17 protein-coding genes and 1 pseudogene are annotated in these 19,845 nt (G+C 36.6%); 5 read left to right on the top strand and 13 right to left on the bottom strand.

The window, feature by feature from the left end; translation table 11 throughout:
* Positions 1-18: 18 nt before the first annotated feature.
* The 9 genes from EHQ31_RS13225 to EHQ31_RS13265 all read right to left on the bottom strand — a co-directional run bounded on the left by EHQ31_RS13225 (position 19) and on the right by EHQ31_RS13265 (position 10,449).
* Positions 19-765 carry a helix-turn-helix transcriptional regulator gene (locus EHQ31_RS13225; protein WP_135572963.1) on the bottom strand — a complete coding sequence of 249 codons (747 nt, stop codon included), beginning with the start codon at positions 763-765 and terminating at the stop codon, positions 19-21.
* Positions 766-972: 207 nt separating this feature from the next.
* Entirely contained in the window at positions 973-1,380 is a 408-nt protein-coding gene (locus EHQ31_RS13230) for an iron chaperone (protein WP_135572960.1), read from the bottom strand.
* Between the two features lie 20 nt (positions 1,381-1,400).
* A complete protein-coding gene (locus tag EHQ31_RS13235; protein ID WP_135572958.1) occupies positions 1,401-2,792 on the bottom strand; it encodes an MATE family efflux transporter in 1,392 nt (463 codons plus the stop codon).
* 74 nt (positions 2,793-2,866) lie between these two features.
* Positions 2,867-3,829, bottom strand: coding sequence for an SRPBCC family protein (locus tag EHQ31_RS13240; RefSeq protein WP_135572956.1), 963 nt, complete (start codon positions 3,827-3,829; stop codon positions 2,867-2,869).
* Positions 3,822-4,187, bottom strand: coding sequence for an ArsR/SmtB family transcription factor (locus EHQ31_RS13245; protein ID WP_135572954.1), 366 nt, complete (start codon positions 4,185-4,187; stop codon positions 3,822-3,824). Before EHQ31_RS13245 ends, EHQ31_RS13240 begins: the two co-directional genes overlap by 8 nt.
* 380 nt (positions 4,188-4,567) lie before the next feature.
* The gene (locus EHQ31_RS13250; protein ID WP_135572952.1) at positions 4,568-5,182 is read right to left on the bottom strand and encodes a beta-class carbonic anhydrase; all 615 of its coding nucleotides are present in this window, start codon (positions 5,180-5,182) and stop codon (positions 4,568-4,570) included.
* 298 nt (positions 5,183-5,480) lie between these two features.
* On the bottom strand, positions 5,481-6,557 hold the full coding sequence (locus EHQ31_RS13255) for an alkene reductase (RefSeq protein ID WP_135572950.1): 1,077 nt from the start codon (positions 6,555-6,557) through the stop codon (positions 5,481-5,483).
* Between the two features lie 97 nt (positions 6,558-6,654).
* The gene (locus EHQ31_RS13260; RefSeq protein WP_135572948.1) at positions 6,655-8,697 is read right to left on the bottom strand and encodes a 7TM diverse intracellular signaling domain-containing protein; all 2,043 of its coding nucleotides are present in this window, start codon (positions 8,695-8,697) and stop codon (positions 6,655-6,657) included.
* Positions 8,698-8,703: 6 nt separating this feature from the next.
* Complete coding sequence (locus EHQ31_RS13265; protein WP_135572946.1) at positions 8,704-10,449, bottom strand: hypothetical protein; 1,746 nt, start codon at positions 10,447-10,449, stop codon at positions 8,704-8,706.
* A gap of 132 nt (positions 10,450-10,581) precedes the next feature.
* Here EHQ31_RS13265 and EHQ31_RS13270 point away from each other — a divergent pair, with 132 nt between their 5' ends.
* The 3 genes from EHQ31_RS13270 (at position 10,582) to EHQ31_RS13280 (ending at position 13,585) form a co-directional block, all read left to right on the top strand.
* On the top strand, positions 10,582-11,835 hold the full coding sequence (locus EHQ31_RS13270; protein WP_135572944.1) for a PAS domain-containing sensor histidine kinase: 1,254 nt from the start codon (positions 10,582-10,584) through the stop codon (positions 11,833-11,835).
* A gap of 91 nt (positions 11,836-11,926) precedes the next feature.
* Positions 11,927-12,508 carry a hypothetical protein gene (locus EHQ31_RS13275; RefSeq protein WP_135572942.1) on the top strand — a complete coding sequence of 194 codons (582 nt, stop codon included), beginning with the start codon at positions 11,927-11,929 and terminating at the stop codon, positions 12,506-12,508.
* A gap of 54 nt (positions 12,509-12,562) precedes the next feature.
* A complete protein-coding gene (locus EHQ31_RS13280; protein WP_135572940.1) occupies positions 12,563-13,585 on the top strand; it encodes a pirin family protein in 1,023 nt (340 codons plus the stop codon).
* A 38-nt stretch (positions 13,586-13,623) separates the two neighbouring features.
* Here the strand turns inward: EHQ31_RS13280 and ilvD are convergent, their stop codons facing one another.
* The 4 genes from ilvD to EHQ31_RS18955 form a co-directional block, all read right to left on the bottom strand.
* Positions 13,624-15,300 (bottom strand): dihydroxy-acid dehydratase, encoded by a 1,677-nt coding sequence (gene ilvD / locus EHQ31_RS13285; protein ID WP_135572938.1) that lies wholly within the window; start codon positions 15,298-15,300, stop codon positions 13,624-13,626.
* 69 nt (positions 15,301-15,369) lie between these two features.
* Positions 15,370-16,017, bottom strand: a complete 648-nt coding sequence (locus EHQ31_RS13290) for a hypothetical protein (RefSeq protein WP_135572936.1) — start codon at positions 16,015-16,017, stop codon at positions 15,370-15,372.
* Positions 16,014-18,674 carry a TonB-dependent receptor plug domain-containing protein gene (locus EHQ31_RS13295; protein ID WP_135572934.1) on the bottom strand — a complete coding sequence of 887 codons (2,661 nt, stop codon included), beginning with the start codon at positions 18,672-18,674 and terminating at the stop codon, positions 16,014-16,016. Before EHQ31_RS13295 ends, EHQ31_RS13290 begins: the two co-directional genes overlap by 4 nt.
* Positions 18,671-18,925 carry a TetR family transcriptional regulator C-terminal domain-containing protein gene (locus EHQ31_RS18955; protein ID WP_244247381.1) on the bottom strand — a complete coding sequence of 85 codons (255 nt, stop codon included), beginning with the start codon at positions 18,923-18,925 and terminating at the stop codon, positions 18,671-18,673. The genes EHQ31_RS13295 and EHQ31_RS18955 overlap by 4 nt, the downstream gene beginning before the upstream one ends.
* Positions 18,926-19,041: 116 nt before the next feature.
* On the opposite strand from EHQ31_RS18955, the pseudogene EHQ31_RS18960 reads away from it, so the two are divergent.
* Together EHQ31_RS18960 and EHQ31_RS13310 are read left to right on the top strand one after the other, a co-directional pair.
* Positions 19,042-19,146 (top strand): annotated as a pseudogene (locus EHQ31_RS18960) (nitroreductase); the annotation flags it as partial.
* A gap of 69 nt (positions 19,147-19,215) precedes the next feature.
* Positions 19,216-19,818: a class I SAM-dependent methyltransferase gene (locus EHQ31_RS13310; protein ID WP_135572932.1), complete on the top strand. Its 603-nt coding sequence runs from the start codon at positions 19,216-19,218 to the stop codon at positions 19,816-19,818.
* Positions 19,819-19,845: the final 27 nt, after the last annotated feature.

The raw sequence follows: 19,845 nt of genomic DNA on the forward strand, positions 1-19,845 counted from the left end.
CGGTATTTTTAAGATTTATTAGTAATTTTCTTCAGGTTCGCAAAATCGAACTTCCGCAGTTTTTAAATGTCCAAAAAATAACGATGGAATAAATCCGAAATTTTCTTTGAATGTCCTCGAAAAATGTGCAGAGTCGGAAAAACCTGCTTCATGTGCAGCTTCGGTGAGATTTTTTCCTGCTTTCAATTCTTTGACTGCTCGTAATATACGAACCCATAACAGATATCTTCGTAACGGAATTCCAAGATTCTCTTTGAACAAACGTATCAATCTATCTTCTGAAATTGAAAAATCTTTACCTATTTCTTTCATTCGAATGCTATTCGGAATTTCCAATCGAATTCTTTTTGCAATTGTTTCAATTCTTGGATCCATAGTAGGATTTAATTTTTCAAAAGGATAAACCGTTCGAAGCAAATTTAATTGAAGTTGAGTCGCTTCACTATCTTCTAGGTCTCCATAATACAATGACCAAAGAGAGTGAATTAAAGGTAAAAATTTTTGCACCTCTAACCTTTTCACTTCGCCAGATGCTACTGATTGGGAAATGGATCCAAACTCATAAGTTTCTGGATCGATCAGGAGTGCCACCATTTCTACTCCAGGTGAAATCGTGCGATGATAAGTATTTGGACCTACAAGTGCGACTCTATATTCTTCCTTACCTAAATTAGTTTCGATTGTAATATTTTTTTCTAAGGAAACAGCAAGTGTAGCTGCATAATGCGAATGAAAATCTGTCTGCATATTGTTAGTTGCAAACATAACTCTGCTGTTCCATAAATAAAGCCGACTGTTTGTTTCAAATTCCAACCGTGATCCTCATTCTGAAAAACAGTTGGCTTGATTTTTTTGATTGGTCAAGTCATATAAATTAAAATAAACCTAAGAAATTAGTTTAAAATAATTAATCTTGTTCAAAATAAAAAATAGTAACATCGAAGAAATAACAACTCGTCAGTCATGATTTGATTAAGATTTTTTTTTTTGAACTTGAGTTTTCTTTTTCGAAACTTTTTTGTTAATCTTTTCTAAATTTTCAGCCACTCGAAATTTTACAATTTTTTTAATCAAAGAATAAGGAATAGGTTCGTTTAAGGGAAATTGGATCGAACCTTTGCCAAATTTGTATTGAGAAATTTCCTTCTGGAAAGCTTGATTCCCAGAAGGAAGAGCATAAAAACCTATATGTTTCGAAAATGCCGCAAAATGTAATAGATTCCCATTTTGTACAAATGTAGGAATTGCATAACTTATGGTTTCCGTAGCATTTGGTGCTTCTTTTTGGATTGTTTTACGTATCTTTTGAAGGACCAATTGCACTTCTTTTGGAAAATTCTCAATGTATTCATCAATTGACTTTGGAATCTTTGATTTCATAATTTGTTCCCTTACCTCCACTAAACTTTGATTTGTTTCCAATTTCCCTTAGTAAACAACCAAAGAGTAAATACACCTACAGAAGATTCGGAAATCATGATGGACCAAAAAACTCCAGTGGAGCCGAATGAAAAATATTTTCCCAAAAGATAAGCTAAGGGAATTTGAATGATCCAAAAGAAAACAATGTTGATTTTAGTTGGTGTCATCGTGTCCCCTGCCCCATTAAACGCTTGTCCTGCGGCCATCCACCAAGCATAAATAAAATAAGAATAAGAAACTATTTGTAACCATTTTCCGCCAATTTTTATGACTTCTGGATCTTCTGTAAAAATTGAAATTAAATTTTCGCTCCAAAAGTAATAGATGATGGAAACTATAATCAAATAACCCATATTACAAAAACCTGTATACCAAACTGATTGTTCGGCGCGGTCCGGTTTTCCTGCACCTAAGTTTTGACCAACTAACGTTGCAACGGCGTTGGACATACCCCAAGAAGGCATCATGGTAAACATCATAGTTCTAAGAGCAATGGTAGCTCCCGCAACCGTTTGACTGCCAAACTCAGAAAGTATCCTCATGATAAAAATCCAGGAGGTCATTCCCACAATCATTTGTCCTATTCCACCAAGTGATGTTTTTAAAATTCCACGAATGGTATCCCATTCCATTTTTAGATGGGATCGGAGAATTTTAATATGTTTACCACCTCTAAATAATAACCATAACTGAAAAAGGACTCCTATCCCACGTCCGATGTTAGTGGCAATGGCAGCTCCTGTAATTCCATAAGCAGGAATCGGTCCCCAGCCAAAAATAAAAATGGGATCTAGGATAATATTTAATCCATTAGAGATCCACAAAACCCTCATAGATATGGCAGCATCACCTGCCCCACGAAAAACTGCATTGATAAGAAAAAGGAGAACTATTACGATATTGCCACCTAACATCCATTGCATGTAGTGATGACCTTCGTTTAACACCCACTCATCGCCACCCATCAGGGTAAGAAGTTCTTTCGAAAAGAATATTCCGGCAATGGCAAAGGGTATGGAGGCTATAATTGCAATCCAAATGGATTGGATGGCAGCCACCCCCGCTTTATCTTTTTCTTTCTCACCGATTCGCCTAGCGATTATGGCTGTCACAGAAAATGATAATCCCATTGCAACGGAATATAAAAGGAATAAATAGGTTTCAGTAAGTCCTACAGTTGCAATCGCGGAAGCACCTAAAGAACCTACAAAATAAATATCTACAACAGCAAATACCGATTCTAATACTAGCTCCAAAACCATTGGAACTGAAAGTAAAAAGACTGCCTTTCGTATACTAACTTCTGTATAGTCCTCTTCCGAACCAGCTAGTGCTTTTTTTAAATCTTCCCATAAACTAGCGCTTGTCATTTGAAGTTTTCCCCTGAGTAAAAAATTTTCCAATGAAACAAATGAGTATTCGACTTCTTTTAATTGAATTCATTTTATTTCTCCAAATATTGGTTAAGTCTTGAAAGTGTTTGTTTTCCACCTTCTATCGCACCAATTCTTAACTTCGCATTTCGAACGTTTGTATCAGAAAAAGTCATTTGCATCTTTACTAATGTTTGGTTCTTATCGATGGAAATTAGATTTATGATTACCAGAAAATCATCATTTTTATTTTTATCTCCGGACCCATGTAGATATTCCAAATAGTCGTATTCTCTAATTTCTTTATATTCAATTGTATTTGGCCAAATCGTACCATCGGGTCCATCCATAGTAAAAACCCATTGTCCTCCTACTTTAAAGTCCATAGTTTTTGTTGTTGTTTTAAAACCATTTGGACCCCACCAATTACTTATTGTTAGAGGATCGGAGAATGCTTTAAAAACTATATGTTGCGGATGGTTCAATTTTTTCTCGATACAAATTTGGTTAGATTTTGGTAGTGCATTTTCCTCCAATTTCTCGAAACTTTGTGACCAACCTTCTTTCATTCCTGAATTGGCAAAACCGTCGCGTATTTGGTTATTAGCAAATTCTGTAATAAGAACAACTTTTGTTTTTTCGCCAACTTCCTCGAAGAGAACTCTTAATTTTGAGTTTAATATTTCTCTATCACCAGTGATTCCCGCCATTTTTTGAACTTCTTTTACCCATTCGTCCGGATGTTCATCTACTAAATCACTAATCACAAAACTTTGAAAAGGTGTAATTTCTAAAAAATGTCCTTTAACTGGATAATCGACTCCATCTGGTGATCGCATAACAATTCGATATGATCCGCCAACTTTAAAATCAAATTCCACAGTAGGGTTTGTAAATCCTTTTGGGCCCCACCACTTTCCAATGTGTAAAGGGTTTGTCCATACTTCCCAAACAAGTTGAATGGGAGCATCAAATAGTCTTTCAATGCGCACGATATTTTCTTCTAGAGTTAAAATTGGATCTGATTTAAACATTGTTAGTTTTTTCCTGTTGTTGTTTTTGTAGTCCTGTTAAATAGGCATCTAAACGATCGAATCGTTCTTCCCATAATTGTTTGTATTGTTCCAACCATTGGTTAGCTTCTTGCAATGCCTCAACCTTCAAACGACACGGGCGAAATTGGGCTGTTTTGGTTTTTTCAATGAGTCCAGCTTTTTCTAAAACTTTGAGGTGTTTGGAAATTCCAGGAAGACTCATCTCGAAAGGTTCTGCCAGCTGAAGGACTGTTGCCTCTCCTGAAACCAATTGCATCAATATCTTTCGCCGTGTAGGATCTGCCAATGCCTGAAATGTAGCATTGAGTGTTTCCTCAGTATCCTTCAATTTAACCATATAGCTAATTAACCTTTTGGTTAAATTGGTTAAGGACCAGGATCTTGTCAAGGGGAATTGGTGTGTGGTTTGCTAGGAAAGTTCGAATCGGCGAATATTAGTATCCCCGCCCGATTTGAGGGTGGGGAACTGAACCCGCCTCCCAATGCAGCCCTTCTACCATAATCCTTCGAATTCAGAAATCCAAATCGCCAAAACTCAGAAAAAATTTCTGAAAAGTTCATATTTCAAAATTTTACAACTCGAGAAAGAGTTCGTGATTAGGGTTTTTTTATCAACAATGAGGTTGGATAGTAAGAAGTGGAGAATATAAAGACATTCCAACCAAAAGGTAGTTAGGTGGAATGTCCTGGAGATTTAATTTAGTAAGAACTCTGAGTTTATAATGCTACCGCTCGCCCAAGCTTTGTGGCTTCCGGAACTTCCACGAGTTTCCCTGTTTTTACATCATAATAATATCCATACACAGGAATGTCTTTGGGAATCAATGGATGGTTTCGAATTCTTTTTACATCATCGATCACACTCTGTTCTAAATGATCAAAGGTTAAAAAAGGAATGAACTTCGCTTCTTCCGAACCTCCCGATTCTTCTACATTACGCCAACCGTTCGAATCAATCGTTGCTGTTTTTAAACTTTTAGATAGAAGGTTACGAATGATTGGATCAGTGAAAAGTTGCATCCCACAATCGGAGTGGTGGATTACAAAAAATTCTTTGGTTCCGAGTAGCTTATAGGAAATCACAAGCGAACGAATGGCATCATCACTGGCGCGACCACCGGCGTTACGAATGACATGTGCATCCCCTTCTGCCAAACCTGCGTACTTAGCAGGATCAAGTCTTGCGTCCATGCAGGTTAGGATGGTAAAACTTCTGGCAGGAGGAAGAGCCAATTCCCCTTTTTTCCCAAATTCCGATGCATACTTTTCGTTAGCACCAATGACTTCTCTATGGACTTTGCTGGTTTCTTGTTGGATGGGTGTGTTTGACATAGTAGATAAAAAATTCAATATAACGGAGCAGGCTAGAAAAGAATTTGGATCAAAATCATTTCTTTTCCGAATCTAATCACTGCCTTTGACAAATGGCAAAGATATTGGAGATTTTTCTGAAGGAATTAGCCCGTGCCAGGGATCTGGAGGGCTAGGTCACCTACCAGCGTTAGATGGTAGGTGACGGGAGCGAGAGCGGACCCCGGAGGAGCCCGGTCATTGTTACTGAACCATTCTTAAATTAGTAAAATTTGAGGCACAAAAAGAAGTTTGTTACATAAAATTTTCCTAATCATTGTTAGCTTGCTTTTGGATAATCAGTATACCCTTTTTCACCAGGAGTATATAGAGTTGTTTGGTCAAAAGAAACTAACGGAATGTTTTTTTGGAACCTAGTGACAAGGTCTGGATTGCCAAGGAATGGTTTTCCAAATGCAACAAGATCGGCATTCCCTGAAGTTAAATCTTTTTCCGCACGATCCAGGTCATAACCACCACTCAGAATGAGAGTTCCTTTAAATGCGTTTCTGATATTTTTAACTGTTTCTGGTTCTACTGTTGGTGCACCCATTGAGGAATGGTCTACCAAATGAACATACACAATACCAATTTCGTTAAGCTTTTCAGCTAACAATGAATATTCTTCATGAGTTTCGGGAAATGGAAACAGATCGTTGAAAGCGCCATAAGGAGATAAACGAATAGCCGTTTTGTCTTTGCCTATTGCGGTGCTAACTGCTTTCGCCACTTCAATAATAAATCGAATTCGGTTTTCGATAGAACCGCCGTATTCATCAGTTCTTTGGTTAGAAGAAGGATGTAAAAACTGCTCCAACAAATATCCGTTAGCAGCATGTAATTCAACACCATCAAAACCTGCTTTGATTGCATTTTTGGATGCGTTTACAAATTCTTCTAAAGTTTGATTGAGTTCTTCTTTTGACATTTCCTTTGGTGTAGGATGGTCTTTCATTCCATCGGCATCTGTCCACATTTGTCCTTTGGCAAGGATTGCCGATGGTCCAAGGACTTTTGCACCGTTTGGTAAATTTAATTCATGTCCAATACGGCCAGTGTGCATTAGTTGAACAAAAATTTTACTACCTTTTGCATGAACTTTGTCTGTTACTTTTTTCCAAGCTTTTGTTTGTTCTTCTGAAAAAATTCCAGGAATTCTCGCATAACCAAGACCATTCGGAGAAGGAGAAGTTCCTTCTGTAATGATCAGTCCCGCTTCTGCTCTCTGTTCGTAATAAGTAGCAACAAGATCACCTGGTACATTCCCAATGGATCGGGAACGGGTCATGGGTGCCATCACCACTTTATTTTTTAAGGTAAGATTTCCTAACTTCGCTTCTGAAAATAATGATTTCACAAGGTTCTCCAATTTAATTTACTGTTGAAGAATAGACTACAACATGAAATCATTTGATGTTATATTTATTTAATATTAAACTAATTTTTAAAAAAAATCAAAAATCAACTCCAAGGATGGTTAAATCGTCCTGTCGATCCTGACCATTTAGAAAACTTTGTAGTGTTTTTATGAGGTGGTCCTCGACCGCTGCTAGGTTTAAGTTTCGGCTGTTTTGGAAAAGGTGGTAAAGTGATTCTTCGCCAAATTCCTCCTCTTTTGCGTTAAAGGCCTCAAAAACGCCATCGGTGAATATAAACAACCGATCCTTTGGTTCGAAGGAAAGTTCGGAAAGTTCATAATGGCTCTGTTTTTTAAGCCCAATCATCCTCCCAGTTTTCGATAACAATAACATTTGGTCCTTTTGCAAAAGAACCGCAGCGGGATGGCCAGCAGAAGCAAAATGAATTTTTTTCTCCCTGAGATCTATGTCTATGATCATTGCAGTGAGAAGGCTATTCAATGAAACGAAGTTATCCATAAACTCTTCATTAAAAATTTCCATCACTTTCGAAGGAGGTAATTCAAAAGTTTTGATATTATCGTATAAACCTTTAATCGCCATTGTGATCATCGCTGCTTGGACTCCGTGACCAGTGGCATCTGCAATGAGAATTCTATATTTGGATTCTTTTAAAAGTACTATGTCAAAAAAATCTCCACCCACTTCGGATACTGGAAGATAACGATATTCAAGATTTAATTCCTTGATGAGTTTGGAATCGGTCATTAGAGAATTCTCTTGAATTTTTCTTGCCACAAAGAGATCCCTTTTCATTGCATTTAAGTTTCGGTTTAACTTATCCGTACGTTCCTTTACCTTTTCTTCCAAATCTAAATTAGATTTTTCTAAGTTCGATTTAATTTGTGCTTCGGCAGCTTCCTTTTCTTTTAGGATTGAATTGTATCGATCTGCTAAAGCAAATGCTAATAAAATCATTTCCGCCGCAGATCCGTATTGTGGGCCATCGATTGTAAAAGAATTGGTAGGTATTAAACCTAAAGCTCGCATCGTGGAAACGATCAAAGCTAAGAATAAAAAAGAAAATGCTAAAAGAAAAAAATAAGCAATTCTTTCTTTTTTATAAGAACATACGATTCCAATTAATAAAATCCAAAAGGAAGTTAATGTATGACTGAGTACTAAAATTTTCACAAATGATTCAAAAGATAAGATATAACAAATTGCTAAAACTATTTGCAAAATAATAAATGCCAAGCTGACTCGGTCCAATTTAGGAATGAATTGTTTGGTATTTAATAACTTTCGCATAAAAATCAAAAACAAAACCAAAACAATGGAGATAAAAAAATTCACGAAATATTGGTCCATCCAAGGGGAGTTTGGCCAAAAATATTCCGACGATATACCGTTATGCGAAGCGATCGTAAAAGCTGTGCTTAAAACTACTAAAACATATAAAAAATAATTTGAATCTTTTAGAATAAAAAATAAAAATAAATTAAAAAGAACCATAGCCAAAGCAATTCCAAAATACAATGCTTGGATCACATGGTCGTTGATTTCGTGTCTATCATACAAATCCCTATTCCATAGTTGAATCGGTATGTTTATAGAATTCGGAGATTCCACTTTCAGATACACCGTGGCTTCTGTACTCTCAGGGAACAAAATAGGAAATACAAAAAAGCGACTTTGGTAAGGACGTTCCGACATCGGAACTGAATATCCCGATTTTATCTTTTTCATTTCTTTGGAACTTTGAAAATAAAAATCCAAAGTTTTTAACCTTGGATATGAAATGACGAATGTTACTTCTTTGGCTGATAGGTCCTTATTTTCTAATTGGATTCGTAACCAATACGTAGATTTTGAATAGGAAAAGTTAAAAGCTTCGTTTGAGGAGGGAACTTTTATAAATTGATTTTCCAAGTTTTTTGTAAGAATCGAATCAAAATCCAAACGGTTGGAAGGATCTTCAAAAACTAATATCGATTTTGCGAGATAGATTGGCGATTGATCTATATTTTGAATGTTGATTCTTTCAACTATGGACTCTTCTGCATAAATTTCGGAATATCCAAAAAATAAAATAAGTCCAACTAGAAAAGGAATAGATCCAATATTTTTCCCACTCATCGAATTTCAATTTTCCGCATTCAATAAATCAATTACAAACATTTGATTTTGATCGGAGAAAATACAATGTCCATCAAAACTCACCGACAATCCTTTTGGCCCAGGAAGTATTTTTTGTGTGATGATTTCTCCCTTTGGGGATAACAATAAAAGTTCTGTTTGGTCTTTATCAATATAAGCATCATGAAAGGAAAGAAGAACTACCCCGTGTTTTCCATCGAAAGTAAAAACAGATAATACTTCTGATTGGATTGGCTTTTCTAATAATACATTTCCCCAAAAATCGATCATATAGATACCAGAAAAATCATTTGTGATAATGATTCTATCTTCGGTTGTAATGACAGGCGTTTTTGTAACTCCAAAAGAATGAGGTCCAAGTGTATCGGTGGTTGTGAAGGGGAAAGACTTTATGATTTCCAAGTTGGAATTTAAAAGTAAGGATCCATCCAAAGAAAAGGATAAATAAATTCCTCCTGGAAATTCGACAGGTAATGAAGATAACTCCCTAACCAAAGAAATACCAAATTCGGTTGTATTTTTGAATGTTTTTTTCTCACCAGTATTTGCCGATTCCACGATGGCATAATAATAGTAAAATTGAAACTGTGAATCGATGAAAACGGGGTGGTAAGGGGAAAGGTATTGAAAGATAATTTCACCAGAAACATTGATTCCCAGAATTCCTTTTAAAGTATGAAAAAGGATATTTCCCGATTCTGTTTGGAATGCCCTTCCTGAAAAAAATTCACCTGTTGGCATTTTTATCGTTTGGGTCAATTTTCCTGAATTTAAATCATAAACTTGAATCTGAGATTGGTGTGGAAGGTATAATTTATTTTCTATTATCGTAAAACAAAAATTATGCGAAATTCTATTTTCGGAAATATCACGTTCCTCTGTAGAAAGAATTTCATAACATTTAAAAGCAAGTTGGATGGATACAATCTGATTCCCAAATAAGTCATAAATACAAAGTGTATCTGGTCTATTTAGTTTTGAATAATATTCGGAACCTTTTTGGAAACCTTGGTAGGAACAAAGGTATCCAGATTGGTAAAAAAGAGTCGGTATCGAAAGACCTTCCAGAAAGGGTCTACGAATCGAAATTTTCCAAAGGATTTTTTGATTGGTTAAGTCGTATGACTGCAAAAAGTAATTATCTTTTTTTGAAGTAATAAAAACAAATTGGTCCTTAGTTATAAATTCTGAAACAAGTATAAATTCTTCCTCCTCCAATATAAAAAGTAAATTGGCCTCCGTTGGAAATCCTTGGTTTTGAATAATTTGAAATTCTTCGGGATAATCTTTTTGAAACCATTGGAGAAGCCACCTCTTCACGTTAGTTGGTAAATTAGGATTTCTCTGGTAGTAGAATGTTTTTAGTTCTTCTGAATTCGAGTCTTTTAGAATCTCGAGGACTTCTTCAAAAAAGTGGTAAGGGTATGCTGATTCCAGATTGGAAAGGATTCCTGAAATTGATGGATTCCGAATCAAATCAGAACGGTGATCATCAATTCGTTCGGCCGTCTGTTCATAAAACTCGGGATAGGTGGATCTTGGATCACCTGTCCCACGTGTTCGGATCCACCAAATGCTGAGACAGTCTTTACATTCATATATTTCAGAAAACGGATTTAGCGAATTTCCCACAATGTCATCCGTAGGAAATGTATGGGTTTGCCTTTCGTCCTGGACAGGTTCTAATCGGGAAAAACGGGAAGATCCTTTCTGGCAAAATAAACAAGACATATCGTTTCAGGGAGTTCAGATTTATCTAGGAGAACTACTCAAGTCAAGTCCGATTCTATTTGATCTAAATCAATCGAACCAATGACTAAGTTCTTGGCATTTTTTTCGAAAGATGGATTTTAAGATTATTCCATGTCAATGAAATCAAAGACATACGAATCTCTTTTGGCTGATATAAAACGTTTGGAAAAAGAAAATCAAACGCTAAAAGAAACATATTTAGATATTGCCAATAAACAATCGGATCTGATTCATACTCTCCAATTCACGCAGTTTTCTATTGATACCATTTCCGAAGCGATCGTTTGGTTAGATGAAGATGGAAACTATGTTTTTGTAAATGAAGCCGCTTGCACAAATTATGGATATACAAAGGAAGAATTACTTTCCATGCAAATGTTCCAAGTAGATCCGCTATTTAGTTCGGAACGTTGGAATATCCACTGGCAAGAAATTTTAGATCGTAAAACTTTTACTATCGAAACTATTAATAAAAGAAAAGATGGAACTCCAGTCCCAATTGAAGTAACTGTAAACTTAGTGGAATACGAAGGGAAACAGTATAATTGCGCCATCATAAGAGACATCACTGAACGAAAACTATCAGAAGAAAATCTTAAACAATCGGCTATCCGTTTAGCAGAACTCAACGAATCAAAAGATAAATTCTTTTCGATTATAGCTCACGATTTACGCGGACCTTTAGGAAATCAAAGGGAGTTTACCAAAATTTTAAGTGATAAAGTTCTTCAGTTTTCTGAAGCGGAAAGGACTACTTATTTAAAGATGTTGGTAGAATCTTCGGACTTAGTATATTCTTTACTGGAAAATTTACTTGATTGGGCCAGATCACAAAGTGGTAATATTGTTTACCAGCCAACATCAATTCAATTATTCGATCTCATCCAAAGAGTGGTTGGATTATTAAATCTTTCCGCTAACAAAAAACATGTAACCATATCAAATCAAGTACCAAAAGATAAGAAAATTTTTGGTGATTTATATATGATTGAAACTGTATTAAGAAATTTAATTTCCAATGCTATTAAATATAGTAATGTAAATTCGGAAGTCACTGTAGGTGTTTTAGAATTTGATTCAAATGAACTTACAAATGAAAAATTAAAATATGATGTATTGAATACAACTTCACCAACGAATTCCACTATTTTTTTTATAAAAGACACTGGCATTGGAATGGAAAAGGAACAAATAGAAAATCTTTTCCGGTTGGATAAAAAATTTTCGACGAAAGGTACTGCAGAGGAATCTGGAACAGGACTTGGACTCATCCTATGTAAAGAATTTATAGATAAACATAAAGGCAATATATGGGTCGAAAGCGAACCTGGAATCGGTTCTACTTTTTATTTTAATTTAGGATAAAACACAATCTACTAATCAATAATTTCTACCTGAACAGAAGAATATATTTTTTCCAACGAATCAATTTTATATCATTCGTATATAATCTTATATGATCCACTTTGGAAAAAAAATATTTCTATATTTTTTCGTATTTGCCTTTCCTCTTTTTGCACAAAGTCAAACGAATAAACCAGAAACTAATCAAGATACTTCCAAAAAATCAGGATCATCATTAACTTCGAGACTTAAAGTGTTAGAACTGGCGGGAGAATTTTTACAAACACCTTCGGAAGGTGGTCCTCAGTCTGTTTCTAGTATCTTAAATTCGGCAAGGGTTGCAGCTAGTTTTGCAAATACCAATACAGCAAACAATCAATTGATGTTTAGTACACCTGTAAATAAAACAGATCTAACCATGTTTCAATCCAAGGAAGGATTGTCGCGTGGACTCGGTGGTGCTTCCCTAACTTATGAATTAGGACTTGTTTGGAAATTTTTCGAGACCTTCGGTTTAAAGTACGGAGGTTTTTACCAAATATCTTCTTTTAGTATTTCGGAAGTGAGCGGATACAATTGGGGACCTGGGAAAACACCCGTTGAGCTTAGTTCCGTTTCCAACATAAATTCTTCCCAAAGTTCCAAAGAATTTGGTTCCTTTGGTGCGAATGTTTCTATTGTAAAAAACTTTTGAATCTTATCTGCTGTCTTATTAGTAACGATACAATTCGTGAAACAGGACAATTAGATGAATCATAAATCGATTTTATATGCACAAAAACTAGACTTTCAATGGCCAACATTGGATCCCTTTTTGTTTTGTGTTCACCACGAAGATTTTTATCCTAAAGGCAATGGAAAGTTTGGCCCTGATGCCTCCTTACAAGGTAGACAAATTGGCCAAGACTTTGCCGGCAAAGATGGATGGAGAATGTACCACGGTGAAACCATTCCTGGATTTCCAGGACATCCACATCGCGGATTTGAAACCGTGACAGTTGTTCAAAGAGGTCTGGTTGACCATGCTGATTCCCAAGGAGCTGCCGGAAGGTATGGAGATGGGGACGTACAATGGATGACAGCTGGTTCCGGTATCCAACATTCCGAAATGTTTCCTTTAGTGGAAGAATCTAGTGAGAATACTTTGGAGTTATTTCAAATTTGGTTAAATCTTCCTGCTAAAAATAAATTTGTAGATCCTCATTTCAAAATGTTTTGGAATGAAGATATTCCTGTTAAAGTAGTTTCTGATACCGCTGGTAAAAAAGTAAAAATTAAAACGGTCGCAGGATCTTTGTTTGGCGAAAAACCGCTGGACCCACCTCCCGATTCCTGGGCAGGAGATCCGAAAAATGAAGTGGGAATTTATATTTTAGATTTAGATCCTGGTGTCAGTTTTGTTCTTCCTGGAAGTTCAGAAGGTAACAATAGAAATCTGTATTACTTCCGAGGTGAAGGCCTTGTCATCGATGAAGTGGTGGTACCAGGAAAACATATGTACAATCTAAAGTCCGATGTTTCTTCAGTATTAAAAAACGGATCGGAATCGGCTCGCATTTTGATTTTGGAAGGAAAACCCATTGCAGAACCAGTGATTCAATATGGACCTTTTGTGATGAACAAACAAGAAGAAATACAACAGGCGTTTGACGACTATCGCAAAACACAATTTGGTGGATGGCCTTGGGATTCTTATGATCCAGTTCATGTCGGAAAAGGAAGATTTGCTAGACATGCGGATGGAAAAGAAGAAATTCCCACTAAATTTTAAATTGAGAGGGAATTTCCGTTGCGAGTGAAAGGGAAAGTTTATCGGTCTGTCAAACAACCAGTACTTGCATCTTTTACCATTTGAATGTACTTCCAAAGATACCCAGTGGTGATCCTGTAAGGCGGTTTTTTCCAAGCCGCTCTTCTTTTTTCCATTTCTTCTGAAGAAACGATTACCTCTAGTTTGTTGGTGCGAGCATCAATGAGAATTTTATCCCCATCTTGGACAAGGGCAATTTCCCCTCCTTCCATTGCTTCAGGGGTGATATGACCTACTACAAATCCATGGCTTCCCCCAGAGAACCTTCCGTCGGTAATGAGTGCCACGTTATCACCAAGACCCGCTCCAATGATAGCAGAAGTTGGTTTTAACATCTCAGGCATTCCTGGACCGCCTTTGGGGCCTACATAACGAATCACAACCACATGTCCTGGTTTTACTTTACCATCGCGAATTCCAGCATTAGCTTCGACTTCCGAATCAAAACAGATCGCTTTGCCTTCAAACATCTCGCCTTCATGTCCTGTGATTTTGGCCACTGCTCCTTTTTTGGCAATATTGCCATAGAGCACTTGGATATGGCCCTCTTTTTTGATAGGGTTACTGACAGGTCGAAGTAAGTCCTGGTCACTCGGAAGATCAGGTAAACCTTCTAAGTTTTCTGCAATGGTTTTTCCAGTAACCGTCAAACAAGAACCATCAAGTAAACCTTCGCGTAACATAAATTTCATGATGGCAGGAGTTCCTCCAATGGCATGAAGGTCTTCCATAAGATACTTTCCACTTGGTTTCATATCTGCTAGAAGCGGAGTGGTATCAGTTACTTTTTGAATTTGTTCCAAATCGAGTGGGATTCCCATTGTTCTTGCAATTGCAATCATATGTAAGGCAGCGTTAGTCGAACCACCAAGAATGGTGACTACACGAAGTGCATTTAAAATCGATTTAGGAGTGATGATATCAGAAGGTTTGATATCCTTTTCTAAAAGATTATAAATATACTTTCCTATATTCATACACTCTTTCTTTTTTTCTTCGCTACGTGCAGGAGAGGAAGAACTATAAGGCAAACTCATTCCCATAACTTCTATGGCAGTTGCCATTGTGTTGGCAGTATACATTCCACCGCAAGCTCCAGGGCCCGGGCAGGAATTTTTAATCACTTCTTTAAAATCATCTTCTGTGATTTTGCCGTTTATTTTTTTTCCGTAAGCTTCAAAGGCTGAAACAATATTTAATTTTTCCCCTTTGTAGTTACCACCGTTGATGGTTCCGCCATAGACCATGATGGATGGACGGTTGAGTCTTGCCATTGCCATAATGGCCCCTGGCATATTTTTATCGCAACCAGCTGTAAAAAGCAGTCCGTCATAATAATGAGCACCAGCAATCGTTTCAATGGAGTCGGCTATGATTTCTCTGGATGGTAAGGAAAAACGCATTCCATCATTTCCGTTGGTAATTCCATCGCTCACACCAATTGTGTTAAAGAGTAAACCAACCATTTGTTTTGTATCTATTACACTTTTTTTCTGTAAGGCAGAAAGTGTGGTTAAGTGCATGTTACACGGATTTCCATCAAATCCTGTACTTCCAATTCCTATGAATGGTTTATTCAGATCTTCATAAGGAACTCCCGATCCAATGATCATGGCTTGGGAAGCTGGAAGGGATTCATCTTGGGTAAGAGTGCGGCTGTATCGATTCAAAGTCATAAAATTCAATTTCCTTTGGATTAAAGACAAAATGAAAGATGGCGAGGTTAAGGAAAGCGGATTTTAGATTTATGGAGGAGTGATTTCGACTAGGATTTTATTTTCAATATTTCCTTGTGTTAGGTCTTTTTCCCAATCCTTAAACTCTAAATTCAAACAGCTGTTAGCTCGATCACGATTCCCTTGGGGTAGAAACCCGTTGTTTGCGATGGTTTTTGCAGCTTTGGCGATTTTTCCACGCACAGACTCTAACCATTGGATCTCAGAAAAATTTGCCAATCTAACATTTGTAGAAGTTTGGAATCCTTCTAACTCACAAGAATCCACCACCCGGAATGTATACTTTGATTTTAAATTCTCTATCTCAGTGTCTGTGGTCGCTTTTAAAGCCAAGATCCCTGATTGGAAGATGGATTCCTGGCAGTCAGTAGTCCTATTTTGAATGGTTCTCATTTCATTGAACATAACATTCAATTCACTTTGTGTGAAAACAAGTTGGTTTACAGAACAAACTCCCAATGGTCGCCTGCTACAGAATTGGTTGTTAGTAGTAAGTGTTGTATCTGTTTTAATACAATTTCCCGATTGTCTGACCAAATACAATGTAGTCAGAAACAAAGTTTGTTTGTTTTTCTCATTTTTCTCTTTTTCGCTCCCATTTTCAAAACAAGAGGTAAAAAAAAGAACCAAATACAAACTAACCGCGATTCTTTTCAAAATCTTACCTCTATACCTATATTCACAAGAGGAATGATCGCCATTTTACCGTTAGGTGTTTGAGATACAATATAAGGAGAGTTGACTGTATCATAAGTAGGGGCAGGATTCTGATTTCTTTGGAAGTTTTTGGTATTATCAAAATCAAAACCAGCTTGGTTTCTTCTGCCGTAAAAATTTACAAATTCAATGTAAGTGTTCACATAACCCCAAGAATAATTTTCAATTCGATCGATCCGCAAATCAAATTGGTGGAAAGGTAGAAATCGATCGCTGTTATAATTTCCAGAATAATTTGGAAAATATAAATTCAAACCAAAAGTGGCAGCTTGGTTTGCTTGAGTAGCACTTGTGATGGGAGTGTAAGGTGTTCCTGAAAAATACCGAAACCTTCCACCCACCATCCATTCTGGATTGAACTTATAACCAAATACAATATTTAAAATATGAGTTCTGTCCAAATCATAAAGTTGTTCTTTGTCATTATTGTAAATGACTTCAACATTGTTATCATCGTAATAATTGATGTAATTAGTTCCCAATTTACTTTGTGCCAGAAGAGTTCTTGAATTATTGAGTAAGGCTCTATTTCGAGATTCATCACTATTCAACCTGGATTGGTTATTGATTCGTTTGGTGATAGAGTTTGTGTAGGAGATCCATCCAAAAAGCCCTGATTGTTCTCTTGGATCTTTTGTTTTTTTGATAAAAATTTCTACACCTTCTGAATGTCCATAACCTGCATTGGAATAGTTGAGATTTTTGGGAGTGATCGGATTTGCGAGTACCTTTGCCGTTTCATTTACAAAGACCCTAACATCATTATTGAGAGCATACGGATCTACAATATAGGCATCAGGAACAATGATGTTTTGAAAGATATTACGAAAACCTTCTATTTTAATTTGCCAATGATTTGCAAATTCTTGGCTCACACCTATTGAATTGTGTTCGGCTCTTTCCATAAACAAATTAGGATTTCCTGACTTGGGAGAGATTGCTTCAATGGATACTGGTGCATTATAATGAATTCCATGTCCCGCCATAATCCCTGTTTTTGTGGATTCAAAAAGATAACCACCCGTGATCCTGGGAGCCAAATTAGTTTCATTACTACCTGAATAATTGTCAACTCGTGCTCCTGGTGTTAGGCGAAAACCTGCATATTTAAAAGGAAGTTCTGCATAGGCAGATTTTTCCCGATAACGAATTCTATCTCCATCAATCACCGATCGAAACGCTGCATTCGAATTCAAAAGATCATTGAATATATTATAAAATAAGCGGTTATAAGAAGAAATATTTTCTCCCTTAAGAGTTGTCTCTCGGAAGCGACCCTGCACTCCCGCTTCGAGTTTGAGATGTTCCTCCCAAAGTTCCCATTCGAAAGCATTATGCACATAAGTAATAGAATCAGTGGTTCTGTTCTGTAATCCAAAAATATTTTCGGCCGTCAGTGGATTGGTAAAACGAAGTTCAAAAAATTCGTTAAAAGATGTTCGTGAATAAGATAAAGTATTTCGAAAGGTTTTTCCTTTCCAAACATAACGAATCGCATCGGTTCGGAACATACGATCGAGTCCTGTAGGTGGTCTTGGGTCTCCTCCTCCCCGTTCTAAATCTGCTTGGGCCTTTGTATAGGCTTGGCGATCTCTAGTTCCAAAAGTTTGTACTGTCAATCTATGTTCAGTGTTAATATCCCAAATGAGTTTCCATTGGTAGTCTTGGTATTCAGCAAATTTTGCATCTTCAGGAATTCCTTGGGGATAGGCTTGCAATAAAACTACGTTAGGATAATTTTTGCGGCCAGAACTGATCATGGCAAGTCCTGGTAGAATTTTGGATTGGTTATAAACATCTGATAAAAACAAATTGGTATTGATGACAGTTTTATTTTCATCCACCCGATCTGTACCTTCAATGGCAATAATTCCTCCAGTCGCATAACCATATTTAGCTGGAAATGCTCCTGAAAATACATCAAAAGACTTAATTAGGTTATTATTTAAAACAGAAGATTGGTTTCCTAAATGAAAGGGATAAGGAAGAGGAAATCCATCAAAGTAATATTGATTTTGTCTTGTACCGCCCCCTCGTAAAGATAGGTCCCCTCTTTCACTATTGCTATAAGGATTTCCAGTGAGTAAATTAGATCCAATGTTTGTAAATACAGATGGTAAAATTCCTACGGGGGCCCCAATCACAACACCAGGAACCGTTTGTAGTGCTTTCAAGGAATCACCGGAAACTCCAGGAAGGCGTTTGATTTCATCTTGAACAAGTCCATACCGAGAAAGCGGAGTTTTATCCCTCTCCCCACTCACCAAAATTCCTGCTAAGTTGGATTCGGATATGGTGACAAGGATTACTTGGCCTTTAAACCGGACTTCGCGAAACACTGATTCTGTTTTATCAGCGGTCGAAATTTTGATTTCATAATATCCAGGTTCGGGAAATCGAAGTTTGGCGATACCTTCCTCGTTAGATATGGCACTAGTCTTCCCTTTTTTAGAAATGACCACGGCGTTGTTTACTGGTTTTCCGGAATTGGATTTTACAATTTGAAATATAACTTCTATATTGCCTTCTGCATAACTTGGCAAAACCCAAACAAAAGTTAGAAGAAAGCTGAATAATTGTAACCAATATTGTTTCATTTAGGATTTGGAATTAAACATTCTGCAATACGATAAAGTTCATCCAATGATCTTTTATCATCAAGCAAACGGAAACCTTGCAAAACCCCCTCATAAACATAAAATAATTGTTTGGCGAGTAGTCGACAATCAACTTTAGAATTTAAGTGACCGTTCCCAACCGACTCTTCCAGATACTCTGCTAAACAATCGATATTCCTGTTGGTAATTTCTTCAATTTCTTTCCAAATTTCCAAGTCATTTGTAGTCATTTGCGCTCAAAAATTTGCCATCCCACACCCATAAAGTTGGAATTTCCTTGTTACTCTCTAAAGAATTCGCACCTTGGCCTTTATAAAACCTAATGAATTTGGATTTCTTTAGATAAAAAGTGATTTTGGGATTGAGCATTGGGTATCCGAATCCAGATTCAGAACTTAACAGGTTTCATACACCCAGGGAATCCGCCGAAGATTTAATTCATTTCTATTGAAAAAGGATTTCTGATTCCTAAAATTTAGTATATGCTGGTCTAACCAAAAAATTCAAATAGCAGGTCAGTATGTATTCAAAATCATTCTGGAATGAACGTTATGCGAGCGAAGAATATGTCTATGGCAAAGATCCAAACGATTTTTTACGTACTCGGTTACCAAATTTAAAAAAAGGAAGAATCCTTTTTCCATGCGAAGGGGAAGGACGAAATGCTGTTTTTGCTGCAGGCCTTGGTTGGGATGTTTTTGCCTTTGACCAGTCAGAATCTGGAAAAGAAAAAGCTACAGCTCTTGCAAAAGAAAAAAACGTAAGTTTTCATTATGAAATTTCAGATGCTTTGAATTATCCTTATGCACCCGACCAAATGGATATGGTCGCATTAATCTACTGTCATTTTCACAAATCCATTCGCACTACCATTCATAGGAATTGTGTTCGTACATTAAAACCAGGTGGTATCTTGTTATTGGAAGCTTTTTCTCCTGACCAATTACAATATACATCAGGTGGTCCGAAAGATCCTGATATGCTTTACCATTTAAAAGATTTGCGGATGGATTTTTCGGAAATGAATGTTGAATACGAAGAAGCCTTGGAAATTGAACTGAATGAAAGTCCGTTCCATAGAGGAAAGGCCTCCATTGTAAGATTGGTTTTACGGAAAATTTAAGTTAGTTTTTTCTTTCAAGTTTAGAAA

This window comes from Leptospira montravelensis, assembly GCF_004770045.1.
GTDB lineage: Bacteria > Spirochaetota > Leptospiria > Leptospirales > Leptospiraceae > Leptospira_A > Leptospira_A montravelensis.